Origin of the sequence: Variovorax sp. VaC1 (assembly GCF_043658315.1) — a bacterium.
GTDB lineage: Bacteria > Pseudomonadota > Gammaproteobacteria > Burkholderiales > Burkholderiaceae_C > Variovorax.
Map to the genome: position 1 here is coordinate 1,177,564 of NZ_JBIGLT010000001.1, position 22,660 is coordinate 1,200,223.

Below are 22,660 nucleotides of genomic sequence, written 5' to 3' on the forward strand. Positions count from 1 at the left end.
CTTGCCGGACTTCATCTACCTCGCTTCGCAAAGCCCACGCCGCGCCCAACTGCTCGGCCAACTCGGCATCCAGCATGCCTTGCTGCTGGCCGATGCCAGCGAAGACGCCGAATCGCTCGAGGCGGTATTGCCCGGCGAGGCGCCTGCAACGTATGTGCAGCGCGTCACAGCCCTCAAGCTCGACGCCGCCGTGGCCCGGCTCAAGCGCCGCGGGTTGGCCGATGCGCCGGTGCTGTGTGCCGACACCACGGTGGCGCTCGGCCGCACCATCCTCGGCAAGCCCGAAGACACGGCCGATGCCGCGCGCATGCTCGCCCAGCTGTCGGGCGCGACGCACCGCGTGCTGACGGCCGTGGCCTTGCAGCACGGCACGCAGCGCCATGCGGCGCTCAGCGTTTCGCGCGTGCGCTTCGCCCAGATCACCGAGGCACAGATTGCCCGCTATGCCGACAGCGGCGAGCCGCTCGGCAAGGCCGGCGCCTATGCCATCCAGGGCGCGGCGGCGGCATTCATCGAGCACATCAGCGGGTCCTATTCGGGCATCATGGGACTCCCCATGTTCGAGACCGCGCAGCTGCTTCAGCGCGCCGGTTTCACTACTTAAGACCTCATGCAAGACATCCTGATCAACTGGTCCCCGCAAGAGACCCGTGTGGCGCTGGTCGAGCACGGCGCGGTGCAAGAGCTGCACGTCGAACGCACGCTGGAGCGCGGGCTGGTCGGCAACATCTACCTGGGCAAGGTCTCGCGCGTGCTGCCGGGCATGCAGTCGGCCTTCATCGACATCGGCCTGGAGCGCACGGCCTTCCTGCACGTGGCCGACATCGTCGCGCCGTTCACGCCGGGCTCGCGGCCCAGCGCGCCGGTGCCCGAGCGCGACCACCGCAACGGCGGCCCGATCGTGCCGATTGAAAAGCAGGTGTTCGAGGGCCAGTCGCTTCTGGTGCAGGTCATCAAGGACCCGATCGGCACCAAGGGTGCGCGGCTGTCCACGCAGATCAGCATCGCCGGCCGGCTGCTGGTGTTCCTGCCGCAGGACAACCACATCGGCGTGTCGCAGAAGATCCCGTCGGACCAGCGCGAGTCGTTGCGCACGCGCATGCTGGCGCTGATCGAGGCGGCCGCGGCTGCCGACAGCGGCGGCGTGGTGCCGGCCAACACGGGCGGGTTCATCCTGCGCACCAACGGCGAGGACTCTTCCGACGCTGAGCTGGCCGAAGACATCGCCTACCTGCGCAAGACCTGGTCGCGCATTCGCGAATCGTCCAGCAAGCTGCCGGCGATGTCGCTGCTGCATCAAGACCTGAGCCTGCTGCAGCGCGTGCTGCGCGACATGACCAGCGAAGACACGCAGACCATCCGCATCGACTCGCGTGAGCAGTTCGAGGTGCTGCTGAAGTTCGGCCTCGAATTCATGCCGCAGGCGGCCGGCAAGCTGCAGCACTACAAGGGCGAGCGGCCGATCTTCGACCTGTACTCGGTCGACGAGGAAATCGCCAAGGCGCTGGGCCGCCGGGTCGAACTCAAGTCGGGCGGCTACCTCGTGGTCGACCAGACAGAGGCACTGACCACGGTGGACGTGAACACCGGCGGCTTTGTCGGCGCGCGCAATTTCGACGACACGATCTTCAAGACCAACCTCGAAGCGGCGCAGGCGATTGCACGGCAACTGCGGCTGCGCAACCTGGGCGGGATCATCATCGTGGACTTCATCGACATGGGCCGCGACGACCACCGCGAGCAGGTGCTGGCCGAGTTTCGCAAGCAACTTGCGCGCGACCGGGTCAAGACCACGGCCGGCGGCTTCTCGCAGCTCGGTCTGGTGGAAATGACCCGCAAGCGCACGCGCGAATCGCTGGCCCACATGCTGTGCGAGCCCTGTGCAGCCTGCGGCGGGCAAGGCATCGTGAAGACCGCGCGCAGCGTGGCCTACGACGTGATGCGCGAGATCCTGCGCGAGGCGCGGCAGTTCACGCCGCGCGAGTTCCGCATCGTGTCGTCGCCGCAGGTGATCGAGCTGTTCCTCGACGAAGAGAGCCAGCACCTGGCGGGGTTGAGCGACTTCATCGGCAAGCCGATCTCGCTGCAGTCCGAGCCCGCCATCGGGCAGGGCCAGTACGACATCGTGCTGCTTTAAAGCGTCGGGTCTTGCCCCGGCGGGGCGCTGCGCACTGCCAGCGTCTGCAGGCGCGCGTAGAGCCCGTCCAGCGCCATCAGCTGCTCATGGCTGCCTTGCTCGGCAATGCGGCCTTGCTCCATCACGATGATGCGGTCGGCGTGCTGGATGGTCGACAGGCGGTGGGCCACGATCAGCGTGGTGCGGTTCTGCATCAGACGCTGCAGTGCGTCTTGCACCAGCCGCTCGGATTCGGTGTCCAGGGCCGACGTGGCCTCGTCGAGCAGCAGCACCGGCGCGTTCTTGTAGAGCGCACGCGCGATGGCGAGGCGCTGGCGCTGGCCGCCCGACAGCTGGGTGGCGTTGTGGCCCAGCACGGTGTCGATCCCCTCGGGCAGGCTGTCGACGTGGCTGCTCAGGTTGGCGGCGGCAATGCATTCAAGCACGCGTTCGCGATCGATCTCCGAGCCCAGCGCCACGTTGGCCGCGAGGGTCTCGTTGAGCATGACCACGTCCTGGCTCACCATCGCGAACTGCGCGCGCAGGCTCTTGAGCTGCCACTCGCTGGTGTCGTGCCCGTCGAGCAGCACCTGGCCGTCGCTCGGCTGCACGAAGCGGGGCAGCAGGTTGACCAGTGTGGTCTTGCCCGAACCCGAGGGCCCGACGAAGGCCACCACCTGGCCGGGTTCGATGGTCAGGCTCACGCCGTCGAGCGCACGTTGCTCATCGTCGCCGCGGTAGCTGACGCGCACGTTGCGCAGCTCGATGCGGCCGGCCGCGTGCTCTAGGCTGAAGCTGCCTTGCGACTCCGGTGCCACTTCGTCGATCAGTATCAGCCCGCGTTCAAGGGCCGCGAGGCCGCGCGTGATCGGGGCGGCCATGTCGGCGAGCCGGCGGATCGGCGCGATCAGCATCAGCATGGCCGTGATGTAGGCGACGAAGCCGCCCACGGTCAGGCCTTGTTCGCCGCTCTGCCAGAGCGCGATCATCACCACGACCGACAGCGCCAGCGACGCCATCATCTGCGTGAGCGGCGTGGTGGCCGCCTGGGCGATGGTCGATTTGACGGCCAGGCGGTTCAGGCGCTGGCTGAGCTTTTCGAAGCGCTGGCTCTGTGCCGCTTCGGCACCATGAAGGCGCACCACGCGGTGCGCGAGCACGTTTTCTTCGACCACGTAGGCCAGTTCATCCGTCGCCTGCTGGCCCTGCTGCGTGAGGCGGTACAGGCGCTTGGAGAACACCTTCATGATCCAGGAGATACTGGGCACGAGGAAGGCCACGATCAGCGTGAGCTTCCAGTTCAGGTAGACCAGATAGGCGAGCAGCGCGATCAGCGTGAAGCCGTCACGCGTCAGGCCGAGCAGCGCCTGCACCAGCAGCATCGCGCCGGTCTGGACTTCGTAGACCACCGTGTTCGACAGGGCACTGGCCGACTGGCGCGTGAAGAGCGCCAGCTCGGCGCCCATCAGCCGCTCGAACAGCACGCGCCGCAGCCGTTGCATGCCCTCGTTGGCAATGCGCGACAAGGCATATTGGGAAATGAACTGGGCGATGCCGCGCACCGCGAACAGCAGCAGCACGGCCGCCGGCACGATCCACAGCGCGAGCTGGCCGCGGTTGAAGCCACGGTCGAGCAAAGGCTTGAGAAGGGCGGCCATCAGCGGCTCGGTAATGGCCGCCATCAGTGCACCGATCAGGCCGGCTGCCCACCACTGGCGAGAGCCGCCAAACCAGGTCATGAGTCGCGCCAGACGGCGCATCAGGGGAGGGCGCGCGTTCTCGCTGCCGGGGGATGCTTGCATGGCGGCGGATTCTACGGGCGGCCCCATTCCGGGCTTCCTTAAGTGATTCTGTAGGACCGCACCGCTGGATAAACGTTTTGTGACGGCGCCGCCGAGCCAGTGTGTAACATGTGGCCCGTTACGCCGGGCAGAAACTTTTTCTCCGGAAACCTCTCCGAACCGCATGAACAAGCCGTTGCCAGTCTCTATCCCAACTCCTTCTTCATCGCTATTTGCACGCCGCACCCTCATTGCGGCTCTTGCTGCCACTCCCATGCTTCCTGCACTGGCCCAGTTCCGGGTCGAGGTGTCGGGCGTCGGGCTGACGCAGCTGCCGATCGCGCTCGTTCCGTTCAAGGGCCAGGAAAGCTCGCCCCAGAAGATTTCGGACATCGTCCAGGCCGACCTCGAACGCAGCGGCCAGTTCCGCGGCGTCGACGCCTCGGGCCAGGCGCTGGACGAGGCCTCGCGGCCCGACCTGTCGCTGTGGCGCCAGCGTACGGCCGATTCGCTCGTGGTGGGCAGTGTCAGCAGGCTGGCCGACGGCCGCTTCGATGTGCGCTTCCGCCTGTGGGACGTGGTGAAGGGCCAGGACCTGGGCGGCCAGAGCTACACCGTGCCCCAGGGCGACCTGCGCCTTGCCTCGCACCGCATCGCCGACTACGTCTATGAAAAGCTGACCGGCGAAAAAGGCATCTTCTCGACCCGTATCGCCTACGTCACCAAGGCCGGCAGCCGCTACTCGCTCTGGGTGGCCGATGCCGACGGCGAGAACGCACAGGCCGCGCTCGCCAGCCCCGAACCCATCATCTCGCCCTGCTGGTCGTCGAACGGCCAGCAACTGGCGTATGTGTCCTTCGAGTCGCGCAAGCCGGTCGTGTACGTGCACAACGTGGCCAGCGGCCAGCGCCGCCTGCTCGCGAACTTCAAGGGCTCCAACAGCGCGCCGGCCTGGGCACCCGATGGCAATTCGCTGGCCGTCACGCTCAGCCGCGATGGCGGCTCGCAACTCTTCAGCATCCCGGCGACGGGGGGCGAGCCGCGCCGCCTGACCCAGAGCTCCAGCATCGACACCGAGCCGGCCTATTCGGCCGACGGCAGCACGATCTACTTCGTGAGCGACCGTGGCGGTGCGCCGCAGATCTACAAGATGAGCGCCAGCGGCGGCAACCCGACGCGGGTCACCTTCAGCGGCACCTACAACATTTCTCCGGCTGTCAGCGGCGATGGCCGGTGGTTGGCCTACATCTCGCGGATCGGCGGCGCGTTCAAGCTCCAGGTGATGGAGCTGGCGACCGGCAATGTCGCGTCCATCACCGACACCACCGCCGACGAGAGCCCGAGTTTTGCTCCCAACAGCAAGCTGATCGTCTACGCCACGCATCTGCAGGGCCGCGAGGCGCTCATGACAAGCACGCTCGATGGAAAAATAAAGGCACGACTCGCGGGACAGGCGGGAGACATAAGAGAACCGGACTGGGGTCCGTTTCAGAAGCAATGACCAGGTTTACTTGAGGAGTTCGAAAATGTTGAAACGTACGATTTATTCGCTGGCTATCGTGGCACTGATCGCCGGTTGTTCGTCGGGCACCAAGCTCAACGAAACGCCGGTGACCGACCGCTCCGGCACACCTGGCGGCCAGCAAGGCGCCACCACCGTGGCACCCGTCACCATCGATCCGAACGCCGGCACCGCGCAAGGTCCGATGGGCGTGGAACGCATCGTCTACTTTGATTACGACAGCTACACGGTCAAGCCCGAGTTCCAGTCGATCATCGATGGCCATGCGCGCTTCCTCAAGCAGAACCCGCAGCGTCGCGTCTCGATCGAAGGTCACACCGACGAACGCGGCGGCCGCGAATACAACCTGGCGCTGGGCCAGAAGCGTTCCGAAGCCGTGCGCCGCGCGCTCACCCTGCTGGGCGTGAGCGACAACCAGATCGAAGCCGTGAGCTTCGGCAAGGAAAAGCCGGCCGTGCAGGGCTCGGGTGAAGAGGTGTGGGCACAAAACCGCCGCGCCGAAATCCGCTACACCCGGTGATGCAACGCGCTGTGTTGCGAGGCGCGGCGCTGGCTGCCGCCTTGCTTTGCGTCTCGGTCGGGTCGCAAGCCGCACTGTTCGAGGATGACGAGGCCCGCAAGGCCATCCTCGACCTGCGGCAGCGCGTCGAGACCATGCGCCAGCAGACCGATCAGCGGCTGACCGACGAAAACGGCCAGCTGCGTCGCAGCCTGCTCGATCTGCAGAGCCAGATCGAGCAGATGCGCGGCGACCTGGCCCGCATGACCGGGCAGAACGAACAGCTCACGCGCACGCTGAGCGAAATGCAGTCGCGTCAGACCACCATCGACGACAAGCTCAAGCAGACCGAGCCGTCGAAGGTGTCCGTGGACGGCCGCGAGTTCAACGCCGATCCCAAGGAAAAGGCCGATTTCGATGCCGCGCTCGGCGTCTTCCGTGCCGGCCAGTTCGCGCAGGCGCAGACGGCGTTCGCCGAGTTCGTCAAGCGCTACCCGCAAAGCGGCTACAACGCTTCGGCGCTGTTCTGGCTTGGCAATGCGCAGTACGCCACGCGTAACTACAACGAGGCCATCGCCAACTTCCGCTCGATGCTGTCGCTCGCGCCCGACCATGCCAAGGCCCCCGAGGCCGTGCTGTCGATTGCGAACTGCCAGATCGAACTGAAGGACACGCGTGCCGCACGCCGCACGCTGGAAGACCTGGCCAAGGCCTACCCGCAGTCCGAGGCTGCACAGGCCGGTCGCGAGCGCCTTTCGCGCCTGCGCTGATGCCGGCAGCGGAGCTTTCCGCTTGAGCACCATCACTCCTGAAGCGTTCACCCCAGCAACCGCCGCGGATGTCGTCACCGACACCGCGGCGCCTGACTTTGCGCGCCGCTTCGGCGGCCTCGAACGGCTGTATGGCGTGGCTGGTGCTGCAGGCATCCGCAACGCCCATGTGCTGGTCGTCGGCATCGGCGGCGTGGGTTCATGGGCGGTCGAGGCACTGGCGCGCAGCGGCGTGGGGCGGTTGACGCTGGTCGACCTCGACCATGTGTCGGAGTCGAACATCAACCGGCAGATCCACGCGCTCGATTCGACCGTGGGGCAAGCCAAGGTCGAAGCCATGCGCGAGCGCATTGCGCAGATCAACCCCGAGTGCAAGGTGCTGGCCATCGACGAATTCGTCGAGCCCGACAACTGGACCACGCTGCTCGACGCGGCGCAGGCCGCGAACGGGCCCGCAACGGCCGTCATCGATGCGTGCGACCAGGTGAAGGCCAAGCTCGCGATGGCGGCATGGGCGCGTGCCTCGCGCGTGGCGTTCGTCACCGTCGGTGCGGCAGGTGGCAAGCGGCAGGCACACAAGGTCGACATCGACGACCTGTCGCTCGTCACGCACGACCCGTTGCTCGCCCAGCTTCGCCAGCGTCTGCGCAAGTCGCACGGCGCGCCGCGCGAAGGCCGCAAGATCGGCGTGACCTGCGTCTTCAGCCGCGAAAGCGTGGCGCCACCCGACGCTTCATGCGCGATCGAAGGCGACGGTTCCCTCAACTGCCACGGCTACGGTTCGGTGGTCAGCGTGACGGCAACTTTCGGTCAATGTGCGGCAGGTTGGGTTCTCGACAAAATTGCGGGCAACGCCACGCTATAATCTTTGGCTTTGCTGGATTCAACGCCAGCAAGAAACAAAAAATGGTTCCGGGACGTTAGCTCAGTTGGTAGAGCAGCGGACTTTTAATCCGTTGGTCACTGGTTCGAATCCAGTACGTCCTACCACCGAGCCATGCGAGATATGAAAAGCCAGCTATCAATTCGATAGCTGGCTTTTTTCTTTTGCGGGCTCGCAGGCGCGGGCTCCTGGAACATGGGGCAACACGGCATTGAGCATGCCGCCGCAGCACCTGGTTTCAAGCCATCACACAGGTTTCACGCCCGAGGCGCACACTGCGCAGTGACAGTCGGCCGGCGCTGGTAGAGGTGCTACGGCAGCCGTTCGAGATTGACGGCACCCTCGATGCCGGCGGCTGTCACCGTCAGGTGAGCGCGCATGCGACCACAGAGGCCGATCAGCAGATGAAGCCGTCGAGACTGCCCCGTGGCGATCACGGCATCCGCGATTGCGACACCGGCGCGGCAGGTTCTCGATCCAATGGCCCGGAGGCCGCACCCGCCCCATGCATGCGCCCGATCGATCCCTCATCGAACCAGCGCAGCACCGTATCGCACTCGAGCTTGCGGCTCGCACACTCGAACAGAAAACCACGGCTGACTTCACCTGCTTCGTCCAGCGGCACACCAGCGGCCCGAAGCAGGCCGACACGGGCCTCTTCCGTCGCCCCGAAGGGCACCTGCACCGTGATGTCCGCCAGTCGGAAGTGTTGAAGCCCCCGCCGTGCGCGGGTTGTGGTGGTGGGGGATTGGCCGTGCTGCATGCTCAGCACGGGTCCAGCGAAGCGTCATCGGCCTGCGTCTGCGTGCTGCGCCGCGACCGGGCGCGCTGCACCAGCAGCCCGATCAGCAGTGCCGCCGCCGCGGAGCTTGCCAGTCCGCCCGAGCTGGTGAGCAGGTGCACCAGGCTGTCGACGGTCTCGACACTGACCTGCTGGGCGTGATGCACCAGCGCCACCATATCGGCGGCGTGGACGTTCTGGAGATCGTCCACACGCACGTTCAGCTCCTGCCCCGCGTTGCGGAACCGGATCTTCGCGAAGATGCCGTTGGCGATCGCCACGAGCGAGAGCACGCCCAGTGGCCGCAGCAGCGTTGCGACCAAGTGGCAGCGCTCTGCTGCGGGGGCCGATTCGTAGACCTGCGCCACCAGCGACGGAATCGCCTGCTCGGGGTCCAGGGATGCGGGCACATGCCCGCCGGGTTGCGATGCAATGGATGTCATGCGGTCCTCTTCCTTTGCGTCATGCGGTCCGGCAGCAGCAGCCGAAGAATCGACGTCATCGGATGCTGGCAGCCGGTAACGCGGATGTTGGCGCCGCGACGTACCTTCTTTGATGAAGGAACCGTAAAGCCTCGATGACTTTACGCAACCGGACGTGGCTCGGAACCGCTGCCAGAGCGGATCGCCGAAGGATTGCGGAGCGCTCGTGGCACCCTGAGCGTGAATAGTCACGCTGTTGTCATGCCATCGAGGCAGGGACGACTCAGCTAGGCAATCAGCAGCTCTGTGCCCGCATCGAAGAAGACCACCTTCGACAGGTCGATCGAAAAGCGCGCGTGCGCGCCGGTAGACAGCGACACGTCGGGCGGCAGGCGCGCCGTGAAGTCGTGCCCGTCGATGTCGAGCAGCACCAGCGTGTCGGCGCCGGTGGGCTCGACCACCTGCACACGCGCTTCCAGATGGCATTGCAAGGGCCCTGGCGCCGCGCCCGGAAGCGCGAGGCCCACCGCCTCGGCACGCAGCCCGACGATGACGTCGCGCTCCGCACCGGCCTGCAGCCCTGCAGGCAAGAGCCCCGCCGGCAACCGGATCGCCGTGGCGCCCACACCGCCGCTCGCGGCAAGAAGGCGCAGCTCGCCATGGCGTTCGGTGGCCATGCGCGCGCGCAGCAGGTTCATGCGCGGCGAGCCCATGAAGCTCGCCACGAAGGTGTTCGCGGGCCGGTTGTAGACCTCGTGCGGCGTGCCCAGCTGCTGCAGCACGCCGCCCTTCATCACCGCGATGCGCGTGGCCAGCGTCATGGCCTCGATCTGGTCGTGCGTGACGTAGACGATGGTGGCGTTCAGCCGCTGGTGCAGCTTCTTGATCTCGGTGCGCATGTCCAGCCGCAACTGCGCGTCGAGGTTCGACAGCGGCTCGTCGAAAAGATAAAGCTGGGGCTCGCGCGCCAGTGCACGCCCGATGGCCACGCGCTGGCGCTGGCCGCCCGAGAGCTGGCGCGGCTTGCGGTCCATCAGATGGTCGATCTGCAGCAGCTCGCCGACCTTCTTCACGCGCTCGGCGCGCGTGGCCTTGTCGACCTTGCGCATCTCCAGCGGAAACTCGATGTTCTTGGCCACCGTCATGTTCGGGTAGAGCGCATACGACTGGAACACCATCGAGATGTTGCGCTCGGCCGGCGCGGCATGCGTGATGTCGCTGCCGTTGAGCCGCAGCCGGCCCTCGGTGGGCTCCTCCAGCCCCGCGATGATGTTCATCAGCGTGCTCTTGCCGCAGCCCGAGGGGCCGACGAGCACCAGAAATTCACCGTCCTGCAGCGCGATGGAGATGTCATGCAGGATGTGCACCGAACCGAAACTCTTGCGGATACCCACCAAATCCAGAGAAGCCATTCACCTAACCTTTGACCGAGCCGGCCATGAGGCCGCGCACGAAATACTTGCCCGAAACCAGATACACGACCAGCGTTGGAAGTGCGGCGATGAAGGCACCCGCGAAGTGCACGTTGTATTCCTTGACGCCCGTGGAACTGTTGACGAGGTTGTTCAACGCCACGGTGATCGGGAACGAGCTGTAGTCGCTGAACGAAGCGCCAAAGAGAAATTCGTTCCAGATGTTGGTGAACTGCCAGATCACCGTCACCACGATGATCGGCGTGCTGTTGGGCAGCAGGATGCGCCAGAGCACGCCAAAGAAGCCCGCGCCGTCCATGCGCGCCGAGCGCACCAGCTCCTGCGGAAACGCCGCGTAGTAGTTGCGAAAGAACAGCGTGGTGAAGCCGATGCCATACACCGTGTTGACGAACACCAGCCCCGTCACCGTGCCCGCGATGCCGAGCAGGCCCAGCGTCTTGGCCATCGGGATCAGCACGATCTGGAACGGAATGAACACCGAGAACAGCATCGCCGCAAACAGCAGGTGCGCACCGCGAACCTTGAACTGCGTGAGGATGTAGCCGTTGACCGCGCCGATCAGCGTCGACAGCACCACGCCCGGTACCACCAGCAGGAACGAGTTGATGAAGTAGGGCTTCAACCCCGTGGGCTGCACGCCGATCTGTGCCGTGCTCCAGGCGGCGTGCCAGGGGGCGAAGGTCCAGTCCAGCGGCAGCGCCATCAGGTTGCCGCTGCGGATCTCTTCCAGCGGCTTCAGCGAGTTGACGACCATCACGTACACCGGCATCAGGAACACCAGTGCCATCACGGCCAGCAGCGTGTAGAGCGCGAAACGCAATGTGCGCTCAGCCATTCCTGGCTCCCCGCATCTCGCGCAGCAGGTAGGGCACCACGACGATGCTGATCGCGAGCAGCATCAGCACCGAGCTGGCCGCACCCACGGCCATTTCGTTGCGCGCGAAGGTGTACTGGTACATGAAGACCGACGGCAGCCAGGTCGAGCGGCCGGGGCCGCCGTTGGTCAGCGCGATGACCAGGTCATACGACTTGATGGCCATGTGCGCCAGGATCACGAAGGCCGAGACGAACACCGGCCCCAGCTGCGGAATGACGATGCGCGTGTAGATCTGCCAGGTGCGCGCGCCGTCGACGCGCGCGGCGCTGATCTGTTCGCTGTCGACGCCGCGCAGGCCGGCCAGAAACATCGCCATCACGAAGCCCGAGGTTTGCCACACGGCGGCGATGACCACGCAGTAGATGGCCATCTCGCCGTCCTTGATCCAGTCGAACGAGAAGCTGGTCCAGCCCATGCTCTGCAGCGTGTGCTCCAGGCCCACGCCGGGGTCGAGCAGCCACTTCCAGGCGGTGCCGGTCACGATCAGCGAGAGCGCCATCGGATAAAGAAAGATCGAGCGCAGCACGCCCTCGGCACGGATCTTCTGGTCGATCAGGATGGCCAGCCCGAGGCCCAGCGCCATCGCGATGACGATGTAGAGCCCCGCGAAGACCGCCAGGTTGTGCAGCGACACCGACCAGTTCTCCAGCCCCAGAAGCCGTTCGTAGTTCGCCGTGCCCGCCCACTCGGCGGTGGGCAGCATGGTCGACGTCGTGAACGACAGGTACACCGTGAACATGATGTAGCCATAGACACAGACCAGCACGAGCAGGGCGCTGGGGCTCAGAAGAAGCTTGGGGAGCAGGTTGGCTTTCAAGAGAGGTATCGCGCTAGAGAAAAAGAAAGATCAGTTCTTTGCCGCGGACACCAGCGCCGCCACCGCTTTCTTGTCGTCGAGCTGCCCGTTGAAGTGGCGCGTGATCACGTCGTAGAACGCGTTCTTGATCGACGCGGGCACCGCGTGGCCGTGTGCCATCGAGCCCACCAGCGTGTTGGCATGGCTGGCCTCGGCCACGTCCTTGATGGCCTTCTTGCCGCAGGCGTCGAAGGCGGTGTCGGGCACGTCGGTGCGCGCGGGCGCCGAGCCCTTGACCACGTTGAAGGCCGACTGGAAGCCCGGGTCCATGATTGCGGCGGCGAGCTTCTGCTGCGCGGCTTCCTTCTCGGGGTCTTTCATCTTGAACATCACGAACTGGTCGGTGTTGAAGGTGACGACGCCCTGCGTGCCCGGAAAGCGGAAGCAGGCGAAGTCTTTGCCCGGCACTTGCTTGGCGTTGACGAACTCGCCCTTGGCCCAGTCGCCCATGACCTGGAAGCCGGCCTTGCCGCCGATCACCATGCCCGAGGCCACGTTCCAGTCGCGGCCCGAGAAGTCCTTGTCCACCAGCTTGCGCAGCTGGCTCATGCGTTGGAAGACCTTCTCGGTGGTCGGCGAGGCGATGGTCTTGCTGTCGAGCTCGATGAAGACCTTGCGGTAGTAGTCGACGCCGCCGGTGGCCAGAGCCACGCTCTCGAACAGCGTGGCGTCCTGCCATGGCTGGCCGCCGTGGGCGATGCCGATGAAGCCGGCCTTCTGCACCTTCTCGGCGGCGGCGATGAACTCGTCCCAGTTCTTCGGCTCGGCCGTCACGCCGGCCTTGGCCAGCACCGCCTGGTTGGCCCACACCCAGTTGGTGGAGTGGATGTTGACTGGCGCGGCGATCCACTTGCCGTTGTACTTCGAGAACTTCTGCAGCGCGGGCGGCACGACCTTGTCCCAGCCGCCTTTCTGCGCGAGCGTGTTGAGGTCGGCCACCACGCCTTGCTTGCCCCAGTCGAGGATGTCGAAGCCCAGCATCTGCGAGGCGGTGGGCGGGTTGCCCGAGGTCACGCGGGCACGCAGCGCCGTCATGGCAGCTTCACCGCTGCCACCGGCCACGGGCATGTCGTTCCACTTGACGCCCTGTTTTTCGAGATTGCCCTTGAGCACGTTGAGCGCGCCGGCCTCGCCGCCGGAGGTCCACCAGTGCAGGACTTCCACGCTTTGTTGCTGGGCCATGGCCGCGCCGCTTGCCATGGCAAGGCAAAGGGCGGCGGCGGCGAATCTGGGGGTGTTCATGTGTTTGTCTCTCGCGTTTGTGATGTTGGAATTCGGAGTCGGCGGCAGTTTAGGCAGGCCCCTCGGGGCGGCACGCTGTGATTTCCCGGACGAAAGACAGCGTTGCGAGCGCAACAAAAGGCGCTCTGCCAGAGCGGGTTGGCGTGTCATTCCCACCAGGCTTCCATCTGGATGCCGTAGATGGTTGCGCCGCGCCGGCCGTTCGCACCGAAGGTGCTGGCGTTGGCATCGGCCGCGGCCTTGTTCCAGCTCGCCCGCGTGGCGTAGATGCGGAACTCGGGCCGCGTCCAGAAGTCCGTGTTCGGCGAGAAGGCCACCGCCACCGTCCCCTTGTTCAGCGTCTGGCGCGGCTGGTCGCTGATGCTGCGGCGCGTCGTGCCCAGCTCTGCCAAGAGCTTGGTGTACTTCGCAATGCCGTACGACACGCGCCCACCGAGCGTGAAGTCCTTCGTCTCCGGCCCGTTGTCCGGGCGCGTCGTCTGGTAGCCGATCAGCGTCTGGCCGCCGAAGCGCCCGAACTGGAAGTCCATCGAATCCAGAATGCGGCGCTGCTTCGCCCCCGGCTGCGGCGTCACCACCGTGCGCTCCACCAGCGGCGCAAACAGGAAGATGTCGGACGCGGACGCACCGAAGCCCGGCGGCAGCAGCAGCCCCGTGGTCGTGGTGCTGTTGTCCAGGTTGTAGAACTTGCCGCTGAGCGAGGCGTGCCCGCTCGACGCCTGCGCAATGAAGATGTTGTTCAGCCCCGGCACCAGGAAGTTCTTCTGGATGTGCATCAGGCCCAGCGCACCGCCGTCCTTGCCCTTGGCGAAGTTGCCCGAGATCAGCCCGCCCGTGATCGTGAGCTTGCCGTCCGGGTTCGTCGGGATGTCGCGCCACTGCACGTTGATGCGCTTGGCGTTGTTGGGGTTGCCGCTTTTGTTGTCCACCGAATCGGCCGTGTGCACCGCCACGTTCAGGCGCCCGAGGCCGCCCAGCGGGATGTCGTCGATGCCGGCGCCGTAGTTGTCGCCGTCCTCCACCACCCACTTGTCCACGATGTGCACGTCCTGGATGCGGTGGTAGCGCTGGCCGGCCCACAGCGTGGCGCTGTTGCCGAAGATGCCGCTGAGCGAGAAGTAGGCCTGCGCCGTGCCGCTCTTGCCGTTGTAGATCGTGGGCATGTAGAACACGCCCCACTTGATGCCGCCGCCCAGGTCGAACTTCTTGCCGATGCCGAATTCCAGGTAGTTGTCGCCCTCGTTGCCCAGGCGGTACTTCTGCAGGTCGCCGCCCAGCGAGTAGCCGCCCTTGGGTGCACCCTTGGGGGCGCCGAAGAAGCCGCCGCGGCCATAGCCCCAGAACTCCAGGCCGGTGGCGTCGTTGACCTTCTTGATGAAGTCCTTGGTGGGGTCGGTCTTGACCTCGGCTTCGGGTGGGGCGTCCGTGGGGGTGTCCATCGACTGGGCGTGGGCCAGTGTGTGGATGCCGGCGAGCAGCACGAGGGCTGCGGCAGTGGTTCGGTTCAGCTTGAATTTCACGGTTGTCTCCTTGGTCAGGTGGTTGTTGTGGGAGGTGCGCAAGGGCCGTCCGGGCGCTTCGGGCACAAGCTGTCCCGCACCGGCCGGAAACCGGCGGTGTCACGCTCAGACGGAGAGGGGAAAGGGGGAAGAGGGCGCGCTATCGCCTCATCGGACGATGTGCGAAGCGGTCATGAAAAGAGAAAGGCGCGGCACGAAGCCCGGGCTCGACGGAAGGCGACAGCGGGGGACGGCGCGCAGGCATCCACGGTGTGTGCGTGCAGTTCGTCGGCATGTGTGGCGGCTCCTCTTTCTTGTGCTGCGTCTTGTCAACGGGGCCCGGACGCGGGTGCCCGATGTGTGACGGCACGCAGTGTAGGAGCGCGATTTCGCGCGGCATCTTGTGATTTCCCGAACGAAACACAGCATGGCCAGCGCAACAAAGCACCGGGCACCACGCCGCGCCGGCATCGCGGCGCGGCCTTCGGGGCAGGCGTCAGGCCCGGGTGCTGGCCCGCACGATCAGCTCGACCGGCAGCGTGTTGAGCCTGGGCATGGAAGACCCCTGCATCACCAGCTCGACGCCGAAGCGGCCGAGCTCCTGCCGGTCCACGCGCAGGGTGGTCAACGGCGGGTCGGCCTGCGCGGCGGCCAGGGTGTCGTCGAAACCGACGATGGCGATATCGCCCGGCACCGACAGGCCCGCCTGCCGGCAAGTCGCCAGCGCCGCCAGCGCCGCCGCGTCGTTGTAGGCGAACACGGCATCGGGTGGCCTGCGCAACCGCAGCAGTTGCTGCATGGCCGCCATCGCGCCAAGGTCGTGCAGCTGCCCTGGCGGTGCCACCACCTCGAGTTCGGGGTCGGCCAGGATGCCGGCTTCGAACAGCGCGCGGCGATAGCCCTGTGCACGCTCCAGGATGCTCACGTGCGCGAGAGAGCCCGCGATGTAGGCGATGCGCCGGCGCCCGATGTCCAGCAGGTGCTGGGTGGCCAGGTAGCCGCCCACCGCGTTGTCGGGGTTCACCGAGGGAAGGTCGCGCAGCGAGCAGTCGATGAGCGCGATCGGCAGGTCCAGCCCCGCGACCATGTCGAGCACCTCGCTCTCGAAATAGCCGGCCGCCAGCACCATGTCGGGCTCGTGCATGCGCAACTGCTCGCGGATCGGATCGGTCGGCCCGCAGGTCAGCAGCGTGGGCACGATGCCGAACTTGCGGCATGCCTCTTCGACGCCATGCAGCACGTCCGAGAAGAACGGGTTGGTCGAGAAGTGGCTGTGCTGCCTGTGCACCATGAAGGCCAGCTGCTTGGCCTTGGCCCCACGCAGGCGGCCGGAGTTGTAGCCGATCTCGCGCGCCACTTGCCGGATCAACCGACGTGTGTCGTCGGACAGGCCACGCTGGTTCTTCAACGCACGCGAGACGGTGCTGATGGAGACGCCGGAGGCCTCGGCCACATCGCGGATGGTTACGGGCATGGATCGTTCAGGGGTGGTGCGGTCACTTGGAAGACATCATTGTTACTGCGACTGCAATGGGTTGTCGAGGCAGTGCTTCACACGCGCACCAGCCGCGCGGGGAGAGGAAGCACGCCGATTTGTTTCCTTGCCAGCGCTGTGTTTCGTTCGGGAAATCACAAGCGCGCTTGCGCGGAGGGCGTACATACACTGCGCCCGTTTGGCGCTCGGGCTCCGGGCGATGTGCAAGCAGCAAAGGGAGACAACATGGAAAAGAAAAGCGCGTGCGGAAACCTGGCGGCGGGGCTGGTCGCCGTGTCGTTGCTGGGTGGCTGCGGCGGCGGCGGCTCGGGCGGCTTCAGCGGTCCGCTGCCGATGACGACGACAGAGACGACAACAACGACACCCACCGCAACGTCGACACCACCGGATGCGTCCGAGGTCGCGAGCGGACCGGTTGCGAGGCCGGATGGCGGCACGGTGACACCGACACCGACACCGACACCGACACCAGCACCAGCACCAGCACCAGCACCAGCACCAGCACCAGCACCAGCACCAGCACCAGCACCAGCACCAGCACCAGCAACGGACTCGCGCGTCGACATTCCGGCGCTGACGAAGTACGTCAACCTGTTCGTCGGAACGAAGATCTCCGACACCGGCAGCGGCCACTCCGGCAACGTCAACCCCGGTGCCCAGACGCCCTTCGGCATGGTGAGCTTCGGCCCCGACACGAAGGGGAGCAACGCGCCGTGGGGCTTCGGCTCGGGCGGCTACTACTACGACGACAAGGCCATCCGCTACTTCAGCATGACCCACCTCAACGGCCCCGGCTGCAGAGGGCAGGGGGCGGTGGCGCTCCTGCCGAACAGCACCAACGCCGCGATCTCCTCGGACGGTCTCTCGTACGACAAGGCCAACCAGTCCGCCGCGCCCGGCTACTACAAGGTGAAGTTCGACAACGGCATCACCAGCGAGCTGACCGCGACGACGCGCACCGGCATGGCGAAGATCAGCTACACCGACAAAGACAAGGCCTTCCTCGTCATCGACTCGGCCCGCAACAACCCCAACCAGGAGGGCGTTCCTTACACCGACCTCACGGACATCAAGCTGAGCGACGACCGCAAGTCCGTCTCCGGCACCGCCATTGCGAACGAGTTTTGCGGCGGCACGTGGAAGCAGCCCGTCTACTACTACGCGACCTTCGACAAGCCGCTGAAGGCAAGCTCCACCGTGTCGGGCAAGGCCGCGATCCTGCAGTTCGATTTGGGCGCGGCAGACCTTGCGGTGCAGGTCAAGGTCGGGATCTCTTCGGTCAGCACCGTCAACGCCAGGAAGAACCTCGACGCTGAAAACGCCGACTGGTCTTTCGCCACGGTCAGGACGGCGGCCGACAGCAACTGGAACAGCCGGTTGAACGTCGTGCAGCTCGACCTTGCGAAAGCAGGCGAGATCGACAAGGTCGATGCAAAGAAGAAGGACGATGCCGTCACCCAGCTGACGAAGTTCTATACCGCGCTCTACCGCGTCTACAGCGGCCCGACGGTCTACAGCGACGTCAATGGCGACTACCGCAGCATGAAGCAGGCCGACCTTTCGCAGTCCGGCGACGTGCTGCCCACGCGGGCCAACGAGAACGTCGCCAACTACAAGTTCAAGGTCGATGGAAAGGACGCGGGCTACAAGACCCACTACAGCGGCTTCTCGATGTGGGACACCTACCGCAGCCAGTCGCAGCTGCTGGCGCTCATCGCGCCCGACGAGGCCAGCGAGATGATCCAGTCGCTGGTGGCCGACGCGCAGCAATGCGGCGCCTTTCCGCACTGGGTGGACGGCAGCGAAGACACCGTGCCGATGAACGGCGACCACGCGCCCACCGTCGTCGCGGGCTCCTACCTGTTCGGCGCGAGAAAGTTCGACCTGGCGACAGCGCGGAAATTCATGCTCCAGTCGGTCGGCGACACGAACAGCCAGTGCAACGACAAGTTCGCGATCGGCAAGCCGGGCGACAGCCGCATCGACTACATCAAGCTCGGCTGGATTCCGTCCGACAGGCAGTACGACAAGCCCTCGTCGACCACGCTCGAAGCGATCACCACGGACCGCTCGGTCGGCGCGTTTCTCGATGCGCTCCCCGACACGAGGGTTGCCGACGATGGCGTGATCCAGAAGGTGTTCAAGCGAGCCGGCAACTGGCAGAACATCTTCAACGACGCCACGAAGTCGCTGCAGTCGAAGACCGCCGCCGGCGACTGGTCGGGCAGTGGCGACTTCCACGAGTCGACCGAGCAGAACTACATTTGGACCTTCGCCTACGACTGGACCCGCCTCGTCGACAAGCTCGGCGGCAGGACGGCGGCGCTCAAGCGGCTCAGCGACCTGTTCAGCGTGAACGCCGTGGACCCGACCAAGGGGCCCGACCCCAGCGGCAGGAAGCTGAACGGTGGCGAAAATTCTTCGGGCTACTACATCGGCAACGAGCCCGCCTTCCAGACGCCGTGGGCCTACAACTGGATCGGCTCGGCCAAGTACGCGCAGTACATCATCCCGGTCATCCTGAAGAAGAACTTCTCGTTGGGCGCGGGTGGCCTGCCGGGCAATGACGACATGGGCGCCACGTCGGGCTGGTACGTGTGGGCGGCGATGGGCTTGTATCCGGTGATCCCCTCGGCACCGGGGCTGGCGGTATCGACACCGCAGTTCTCGGGCATGACGCTCTGGCTGGGCAACGGAAAGAAGCTGCGTATCGAGGCCGACCGGCAGGCGCTGCTCGACGACGTGCGCTACGTCAGCGAGATGAAGCTCAACGGAACGGCCTACGCAGGGTCGTGGCTGCCGCTGGACAAGATCAGGGACGGCGGAACGCTCAGCTTCACGCTGTCGCCCACGCCCACCGACTGGGCCTCCGATCCGGCATTGACGCCGCCCTCGGGCCCCGCCGCCGACTACACCAAGGCGACCGCGTCGCCGGGTTGAACTGCCGCGCGGCTTGACGCGCGCGCAGCAAAGCAAGGGGCGGCAAGCCGCCTTTTTTCGACGAGGCAGCCGTATCGGCTTCGCTTTGGGGCGCAGGCCGCCCCTGTCATCGGAAATCCAGGAGACATGACCATGATGAAGATTCATCGGACACGGGTGCTCGCGGTCGCCTTGAGCGCGGCATCGCTTTTCGGTTGCGGTGGTGGCGGATCGAGCACATCGCTGGCCGGGCTCGGGAGCGGCGCTGCGGGCAGCACGGGCAATGCAGGCAGTGCGGGCGGCGAAAGCCTCGTCACCGTCGCGGACACCGGTTCGCCCACGGACACGGCGGCACTGCCGGTGAAGACCGCCGCACCGCCGCCCGCAACGCCGGTGGAGGCGTTCACCAAGCAATCGCTGACCGGCTACGTGAACCCCTTCGTCGGCACGGCGGATGCGACCAAGCCGGCCTCCGACCCCGTACCGGCCGGCGCGCGCGGCGGCACCTTTCCGGGGGCGACCACGCCCTTCGGCATGGTGCAGTGGACACCGATGACGCCGAGCAACGGCGGCACCGACCACCCCGTGGGCTACATCTACAAAGAGAAGACCATCATCGGCTTTCCGCTCACGCAGATGAGCGGCTCGGGCTGCGACGGCAACGAGGGCGAGCTGCCGGTCATGCCGACTTTCGACACCGCCTCGGTCGGCCCCGGCGCCAAGGAAAACTTCGACCACAAGGACGAAGAGGCCAGCCCCGGCTACTACAAGGTCACGCTGAAAGACGGCGTGACCACCGAGCTGACGGCCACCTCCCGCACCGGCTTCGGCCGCTTCACCTACCCGGCGCAGTCGGCGCTGGACAGCACCCGCAAGACACCGTACCTGGTGATCGATGCCACCCGCACCAACACCATCGCCTCCACCACGGGCGCGATCCAGGTGGAAGGAAAGGACGGCCTTTCGGGCTCCACGGTCGGCGGCAATTTCTGCGGCGCGCGCACGTACAAGCTGTACTTCTACGCAAAGTTCGATCGCGAGATCACCGCCACCATCAAGGGCGGCAAGGCCAACGTGAGCTTTGCCACCGGCAGCAAGCCGGCGGTGATGATGAAGATCGGCCTGTCGTACGTGAGCAGCGACAACGCGCGCAAGAACCTGGAAAAGGAAAGCCCCGGCTGGAGCTTCGACACCGTGCGCACCACCGCATCGGACGCATGGAACGACCGGCTGAACGCCATCCAGACGCGCGGCGGCACGCAGACCGAAAGGCGCAAGTTCTACACCGCGCTCTATCACGCACTGCTTTCGCCGAACATCAACAGCGACGTGACCGGCGACTACATCGGCTTCGACCAGGCGGTGCATCAGGTGCAGGACGGCCGCACGCAGTACGTCAACTTCTCGAACTGGGACATCTACCGCAGCCTGATGCCGCTGACCGGCATGCTGTTTCCGCGAGAGGCCAGCGACATGATGCAGTCGCTGGTGAACGATGCGGATCAGTGCGGCGCCATCCCGCGCTGGGCGCCGGTCAACTCGGACCAGGGCATCATGCCGGGCGACTCCGGCGTGCCGACGGTCGCGGGCGCCTACGCCTTCGGTGCGACGAACTTCGACGCGAAGAAGGCGCTGGGCTACATGACCCTGGTCGGCAACAAGGCCGACCTCAGGTGCACCGGCAGCGGCCTGCGCGACGACGCCAACCGCATGGGCGACTACCTGACGCGCGGCTATGCCGCCAAGGACAACGGCTGGTGGGCCGGCTCGCTGACCTTCGAGTTCGCGACGGCCGACTTCGCGACCTCGCAGATGGCCAAGGCGCTGGGCGACACGACGAACCACCGCCTGTTCCTCAGTCGCTCGGCCAACTGGAAGAACCAGTTCAACACCGACCGCAAGCAGCTCCTGCCACGCTTTCGCGACGGCGGCTGGATGTTCGACCCGACGGCCAACGCGGACATGGTCGAGGGCAATGCCGAGCAGTACACCTGGATGTCGGCGTACGACGCGCGCGGCCTGATCGGGCTGGTCGGCGGCAATGCCGCGGTGGTCGCCCGGCTCGATGCGTTCTTCCAGGACCTGAACGCGGGCATGAACAAGCCGAACTTCTATGTCGGCAACGAGCCGAGCTTTGCCACGCCGTGGCTCTACAACTGGACGGGCACCCCGTGGCGCACCCAGAAGGTGGTGCGCGACGTGATCAACACCGTGTTCTTCGACGACGCGGGCGGGCTGCCGGGCAACGACGACCTGGGTGCCGTGTCGTCCTGGTACGTGTGGGCGGCGATGGGGCTCTACCCCGAGATCCAGTCGGTCGGCGGCCTGACGATCGGCAGCCCGGTCTTCGACCAGGTGGTGATCCGCTGGGCCGATGGCGCGAAGAAGCTCACGCTCGATGCCTCCGGCGCCGGCACCAACGCGCCTTACATCCAGAGCCTGAAGCTGGACGGGCAGGCGATCGACATGCCGTGGGTGTGGCTGGCGGACCTCAAGAAAGAATCGACGCTGGGCTTTGCGCTGGGCACCAGCGAATCGCAGTGGGGCAAGGATTCGGCCGCGCGCATGCCGTCGTTCGGGCTCGACGGTTTCGACAGCCTCGACGCGGCGCTGAACAACCACGGCATCGGCATCGACGGCCAGGCCACCGACCGCTCGCTGGAGGGCTACACCTTCGACATGGGCGGCTGGAGCTATTCGGCGAAGGCGCTGGCCGCGGCAGGCGCCACACCCGGTGGCACCGTGTCCTTCAACGGCATCGACTTCACGTGGCCGGACGGCAAGGCGGGGCTCGACAACATGGTCGTGCAGGGGCAGACGCTGAGCTTCGCCAAGCCGCAGGCGGCAGGCACGCTGGCCTTGCTGGGCAGCGCCACCGTCGCATCGACCGCGCCCACGGGCAAGCTGACGGTGACCTACACCGACGGCACCAGCCAGGGCTTCGACCTGCGCTTCGATGACTGGACCCTGGGCGGCGGCGGGGGCAAGGTGGGGGCCTACAACAAGGTCGCGCTGACCACGGATCACCGCGTCGACAAGAGCGGCAAGGCGGACACCACCAAGGCCTTCGTCTTCTACTGGGACGCCGCTCTGGACAAGCAGCGCATGGTCAAGAGCGTGACGCTGCCGTTCCAGACCGACAACGGCGCGGTCATGCACGTGTTCGCCATGACGTTGAAGTGATGCGTTGAAATGATCCGTTGAAGCAGGGGGCGCGAAGGGCGCTACAGTCGCCGTTCCTCATTTCCAGTTCAAGCTGCGGCAACTGCTCCTTCCGATGCGCCCCTTCATTGCTCTTTCCGTTCTCGTCCTGGCCGCGTCGGCCGCCGGGTGTGTCACGCGAGCCGCCCCTCGCTATACCTCGCTTGGCGACGGCGTCTTCAAGTCGCCGACCGCGCAGGATGCGGAGAACTACTGCCGCAACTTCGGCGCGCCGATGCGCTTCCTGGCCAACCAGGGGGCGGAAGACCCGGCAGCCGGCGTTCCCGCCGGAGAAGTCGTCTACCGCTGCGACTGAAGAAAAAGGCCGCAAGGCCAGCCCATCAAAAAAGCCCGCAGTCTTTTG

Annotated in this window: 19 protein-coding genes and 1 tRNA gene; 10 read left to right on the forward strand and 10 right to left on the reverse strand. The window is 65.9% G+C overall.

Translation table 11 applies throughout. The features are described 5' to 3' along the window. Nucleotide 1: 1 nt before the first annotated feature. Nucleotides 2-604 carry a Maf family protein gene (locus ACGLHS_RS05600; protein ID WP_394477610.1) on the forward strand — a complete coding sequence of 201 codons (603 nt, stop codon included), beginning with the start codon at nt 2-4 and terminating at the stop codon, nt 602-604. Nucleotides 605-610: 6 nt separating this feature from the next. Beyond that, the gene (rng, locus tag ACGLHS_RS05605; protein ID WP_093237593.1) at nt 611-2,137 is read left to right on the forward strand and encodes a ribonuclease G; all 1,527 of its coding nucleotides are present in this window, start codon (nt 611-613) and stop codon (nt 2,135-2,137) included. Here rng and msbA read toward each other — a convergent pair. Continuing rightward, nucleotides 2,134-3,918, reverse strand: coding sequence for a lipid A export permease/ATP-binding protein MsbA (msbA, locus tag ACGLHS_RS05610; protein ID WP_394477614.1), 1,785 nt, complete (start codon nt 3,916-3,918; stop codon nt 2,134-2,136). The genes rng and msbA overlap by 4 nt on opposite strands. Before the next feature lie 253 nt (nt 3,919-4,171). On the opposite strand from msbA, the gene tolB reads away from it, so the two are divergent. The 5 genes from tolB (at nt 4,172) to ACGLHS_RS05635 (ending at nt 7,678) form a co-directional block, all read left to right on the forward strand. Continuing rightward, on the forward strand, nt 4,172-5,398 hold the full coding sequence (gene tolB, locus ACGLHS_RS05615) for a Tol-Pal system beta propeller repeat protein TolB (protein WP_218121900.1): 1,227 nt from the start codon (nt 4,172-4,174) through the stop codon (nt 5,396-5,398). Between the two features lie 25 nt (nt 5,399-5,423). Beyond that, complete coding sequence (gene pal / locus ACGLHS_RS05620) at nt 5,424-5,939, forward strand: peptidoglycan-associated lipoprotein Pal (protein WP_394477617.1); 516 nt, start codon at nt 5,424-5,426, stop codon at nt 5,937-5,939. Further along, nucleotides 5,939-6,688, forward strand: coding sequence for a tol-pal system protein YbgF (ybgF, locus tag ACGLHS_RS05625; protein WP_394477619.1), 750 nt, complete (start codon nt 5,939-5,941; stop codon nt 6,686-6,688). The genes pal and ybgF overlap by 1 nt, the downstream gene beginning before the upstream one ends. Before the next feature lie 22 nt (nt 6,689-6,710). After that, nucleotides 6,711-7,553 carry a ThiF family adenylyltransferase gene (locus tag ACGLHS_RS05630; protein WP_394477621.1) on the forward strand — a complete coding sequence of 281 codons (843 nt, stop codon included), beginning with the start codon at nt 6,711-6,713 and terminating at the stop codon, nt 7,551-7,553. Nucleotides 7,554-7,602: 49 nt separating this feature from the next. Further along, nucleotides 7,603-7,678, forward strand: a tRNA-Lys gene (locus tag ACGLHS_RS05635). A 326-nt stretch (nt 7,679-8,004) separates the two neighbouring features. Here ACGLHS_RS05635 and ACGLHS_RS05640 read toward each other — a convergent pair. From ACGLHS_RS05640 to ACGLHS_RS05680, 9 genes are all read right to left on the reverse strand, one after another. Beyond that, nucleotides 8,005-8,334 carry a hypothetical protein gene (locus ACGLHS_RS05640; RefSeq protein ID WP_394477623.1) on the reverse strand — a complete coding sequence of 110 codons (330 nt, stop codon included), beginning with the start codon at nt 8,332-8,334 and terminating at the stop codon, nt 8,005-8,007. Between the two features lie 2 nt (nt 8,335-8,336). Beyond that, the gene (locus ACGLHS_RS05645) at nt 8,337-8,795 is read right to left on the reverse strand and encodes a hypothetical protein (protein ID WP_394477625.1); all 459 of its coding nucleotides are present in this window, start codon (nt 8,793-8,795) and stop codon (nt 8,337-8,339) included. Nucleotides 8,796-9,061: 266 nt separating this feature from the next. Next, nucleotides 9,062-10,186 carry an ABC transporter ATP-binding protein gene (locus ACGLHS_RS05650; RefSeq protein WP_394477627.1) on the reverse strand — a complete coding sequence of 375 codons (1,125 nt, stop codon included), beginning with the start codon at nt 10,184-10,186 and terminating at the stop codon, nt 9,062-9,064. A gap of 4 nt (nt 10,187-10,190) precedes the next feature. Beyond that, nucleotides 10,191-11,042, reverse strand: a complete 852-nt coding sequence (locus tag ACGLHS_RS05655; protein WP_394477630.1) for a carbohydrate ABC transporter permease — start codon at nt 11,040-11,042, stop codon at nt 10,191-10,193. Then, a complete protein-coding gene (locus ACGLHS_RS05660; RefSeq protein ID WP_093237622.1) occupies nt 11,035-11,901 on the reverse strand; it encodes a carbohydrate ABC transporter permease in 867 nt (288 codons plus the stop codon). Before ACGLHS_RS05660 ends, ACGLHS_RS05655 begins: the two co-directional genes overlap by 8 nt. Nucleotides 11,902-11,931: 30 nt before the next feature. Further along, nucleotides 11,932-13,182, reverse strand: a complete 1,251-nt coding sequence (locus ACGLHS_RS05665) for an ABC transporter substrate-binding protein (protein WP_394477633.1) — start codon at nt 13,180-13,182, stop codon at nt 11,932-11,934. 146 nt (nt 13,183-13,328) lie between these two features. Further along, on the reverse strand, nt 13,329-14,702 hold the full coding sequence (locus ACGLHS_RS05670; RefSeq protein ID WP_394477635.1) for a carbohydrate porin: 1,374 nt from the start codon (nt 14,700-14,702) through the stop codon (nt 13,329-13,331). Between the two features lie 475 nt (nt 14,703-15,177). Further along, entirely contained in the window at nt 15,178-16,155 is a 978-nt protein-coding gene (locus ACGLHS_RS05675; protein WP_093239494.1) for a LacI family DNA-binding transcriptional regulator, read from the reverse strand. Between the two features lie 337 nt (nt 16,156-16,492). Then, nucleotides 16,493-16,723, reverse strand: coding sequence for a hypothetical protein (locus tag ACGLHS_RS05680; RefSeq protein ID WP_394478189.1), 231 nt, complete (start codon nt 16,721-16,723; stop codon nt 16,493-16,495). Nucleotides 16,724-16,785: 62 nt separating this feature from the next. Here ACGLHS_RS05680 and ACGLHS_RS05685 point away from each other — a divergent pair, with 62 nt between their 5' ends. From ACGLHS_RS05685 to ACGLHS_RS05695, 3 genes are all read left to right on the forward strand, one after another. After that, a complete protein-coding gene (locus ACGLHS_RS05685) occupies nt 16,786-19,116 on the forward strand; it encodes a GH92 family glycosyl hydrolase (RefSeq protein ID WP_394478179.1) in 2,331 nt (776 codons plus the stop codon). A gap of 132 nt (nt 19,117-19,248) precedes the next feature. Further along, nucleotides 19,249-22,278, forward strand: a complete 3,030-nt coding sequence (locus ACGLHS_RS05690) for a GH92 family glycosyl hydrolase (RefSeq protein WP_394477638.1) — start codon at nt 19,249-19,251, stop codon at nt 22,276-22,278. Between the two features lie 94 nt (nt 22,279-22,372). After that, nucleotides 22,373-22,612, forward strand: a complete 240-nt coding sequence (locus ACGLHS_RS05695) for a hypothetical protein (protein ID WP_093239497.1) — start codon at nt 22,373-22,375, stop codon at nt 22,610-22,612. Nucleotides 22,613-22,660 lie beyond the last annotated feature (48 nt).

Excerpts from the sequence above, each read along its gene's own strand:
- pal (WP_394477617.1), top strand. The coding sequence starts at position 5,424 with ATGTTGAAACGTACGATTTATTCGCTGGCTATCGTGGCACTGATCGCC.
- ACGLHS_RS05675 (WP_093239494.1), bottom strand. The coding sequence starts at position 16,155 with ATGCCCGTAACCATCCGCGATGTGGCCGAGGCCTCCGGCGTCTCCATC.
- ACGLHS_RS05695 (WP_093239497.1), top strand. The coding sequence starts at position 22,373 with ATGCGCCCCTTCATTGCTCTTTCCGTTCTCGTCCTGGCCGCGTCGGCC.
- ACGLHS_RS05665 (WP_394477633.1), bottom strand. The coding sequence starts at position 13,182 with ATGAACACCCCCAGATTCGCCGCCGCCGCCCTTTGCCTTGCCATGGCA.
- ybgF (WP_394477619.1), top strand. The coding sequence starts at position 5,939 with ATGCAACGCGCTGTGTTGCGAGGCGCGGCGCTGGCTGCCGCCTTGCTT.
- ACGLHS_RS05690 (WP_394477638.1), top strand. The coding sequence starts at position 19,249 with ATGATGAAGATTCATCGGACACGGGTGCTCGCGGTCGCCTTGAGCGCG.
- ACGLHS_RS05650 (WP_394477627.1), bottom strand. The coding sequence starts at position 10,186 with ATGGCTTCTCTGGATTTGGTGGGTATCCGCAAGAGTTTCGGTTCGGTG.
- ACGLHS_RS05640 (WP_394477623.1), bottom strand. The coding sequence starts at position 8,334 with ATGCAGCACGGCCAATCCCCCACCACCACAACCCGCGCACGGCGGGGG.
- rng (WP_093237593.1), top strand. The coding sequence starts at position 611 with ATGCAAGACATCCTGATCAACTGGTCCCCGCAAGAGACCCGTGTGGCG.
- ACGLHS_RS05645 (WP_394477625.1), bottom strand. The coding sequence starts at position 8,795 with ATGACATCCATTGCATCGCAACCCGGCGGGCATGTGCCCGCATCCCTG.
- tolB (WP_218121900.1), top strand. The coding sequence starts at position 4,172 with ATGCTTCCTGCACTGGCCCAGTTCCGGGTCGAGGTGTCGGGCGTCGGG.
- ACGLHS_RS05655 (WP_394477630.1), bottom strand. The coding sequence starts at position 11,042 with ATGGCTGAGCGCACATTGCGTTTCGCGCTCTACACGCTGCTGGCCGTG.
- msbA (WP_394477614.1), bottom strand. The coding sequence starts at position 3,918 with ATGCAAGCATCCCCCGGCAGCGAGAACGCGCGCCCTCCCCTGATGCGC.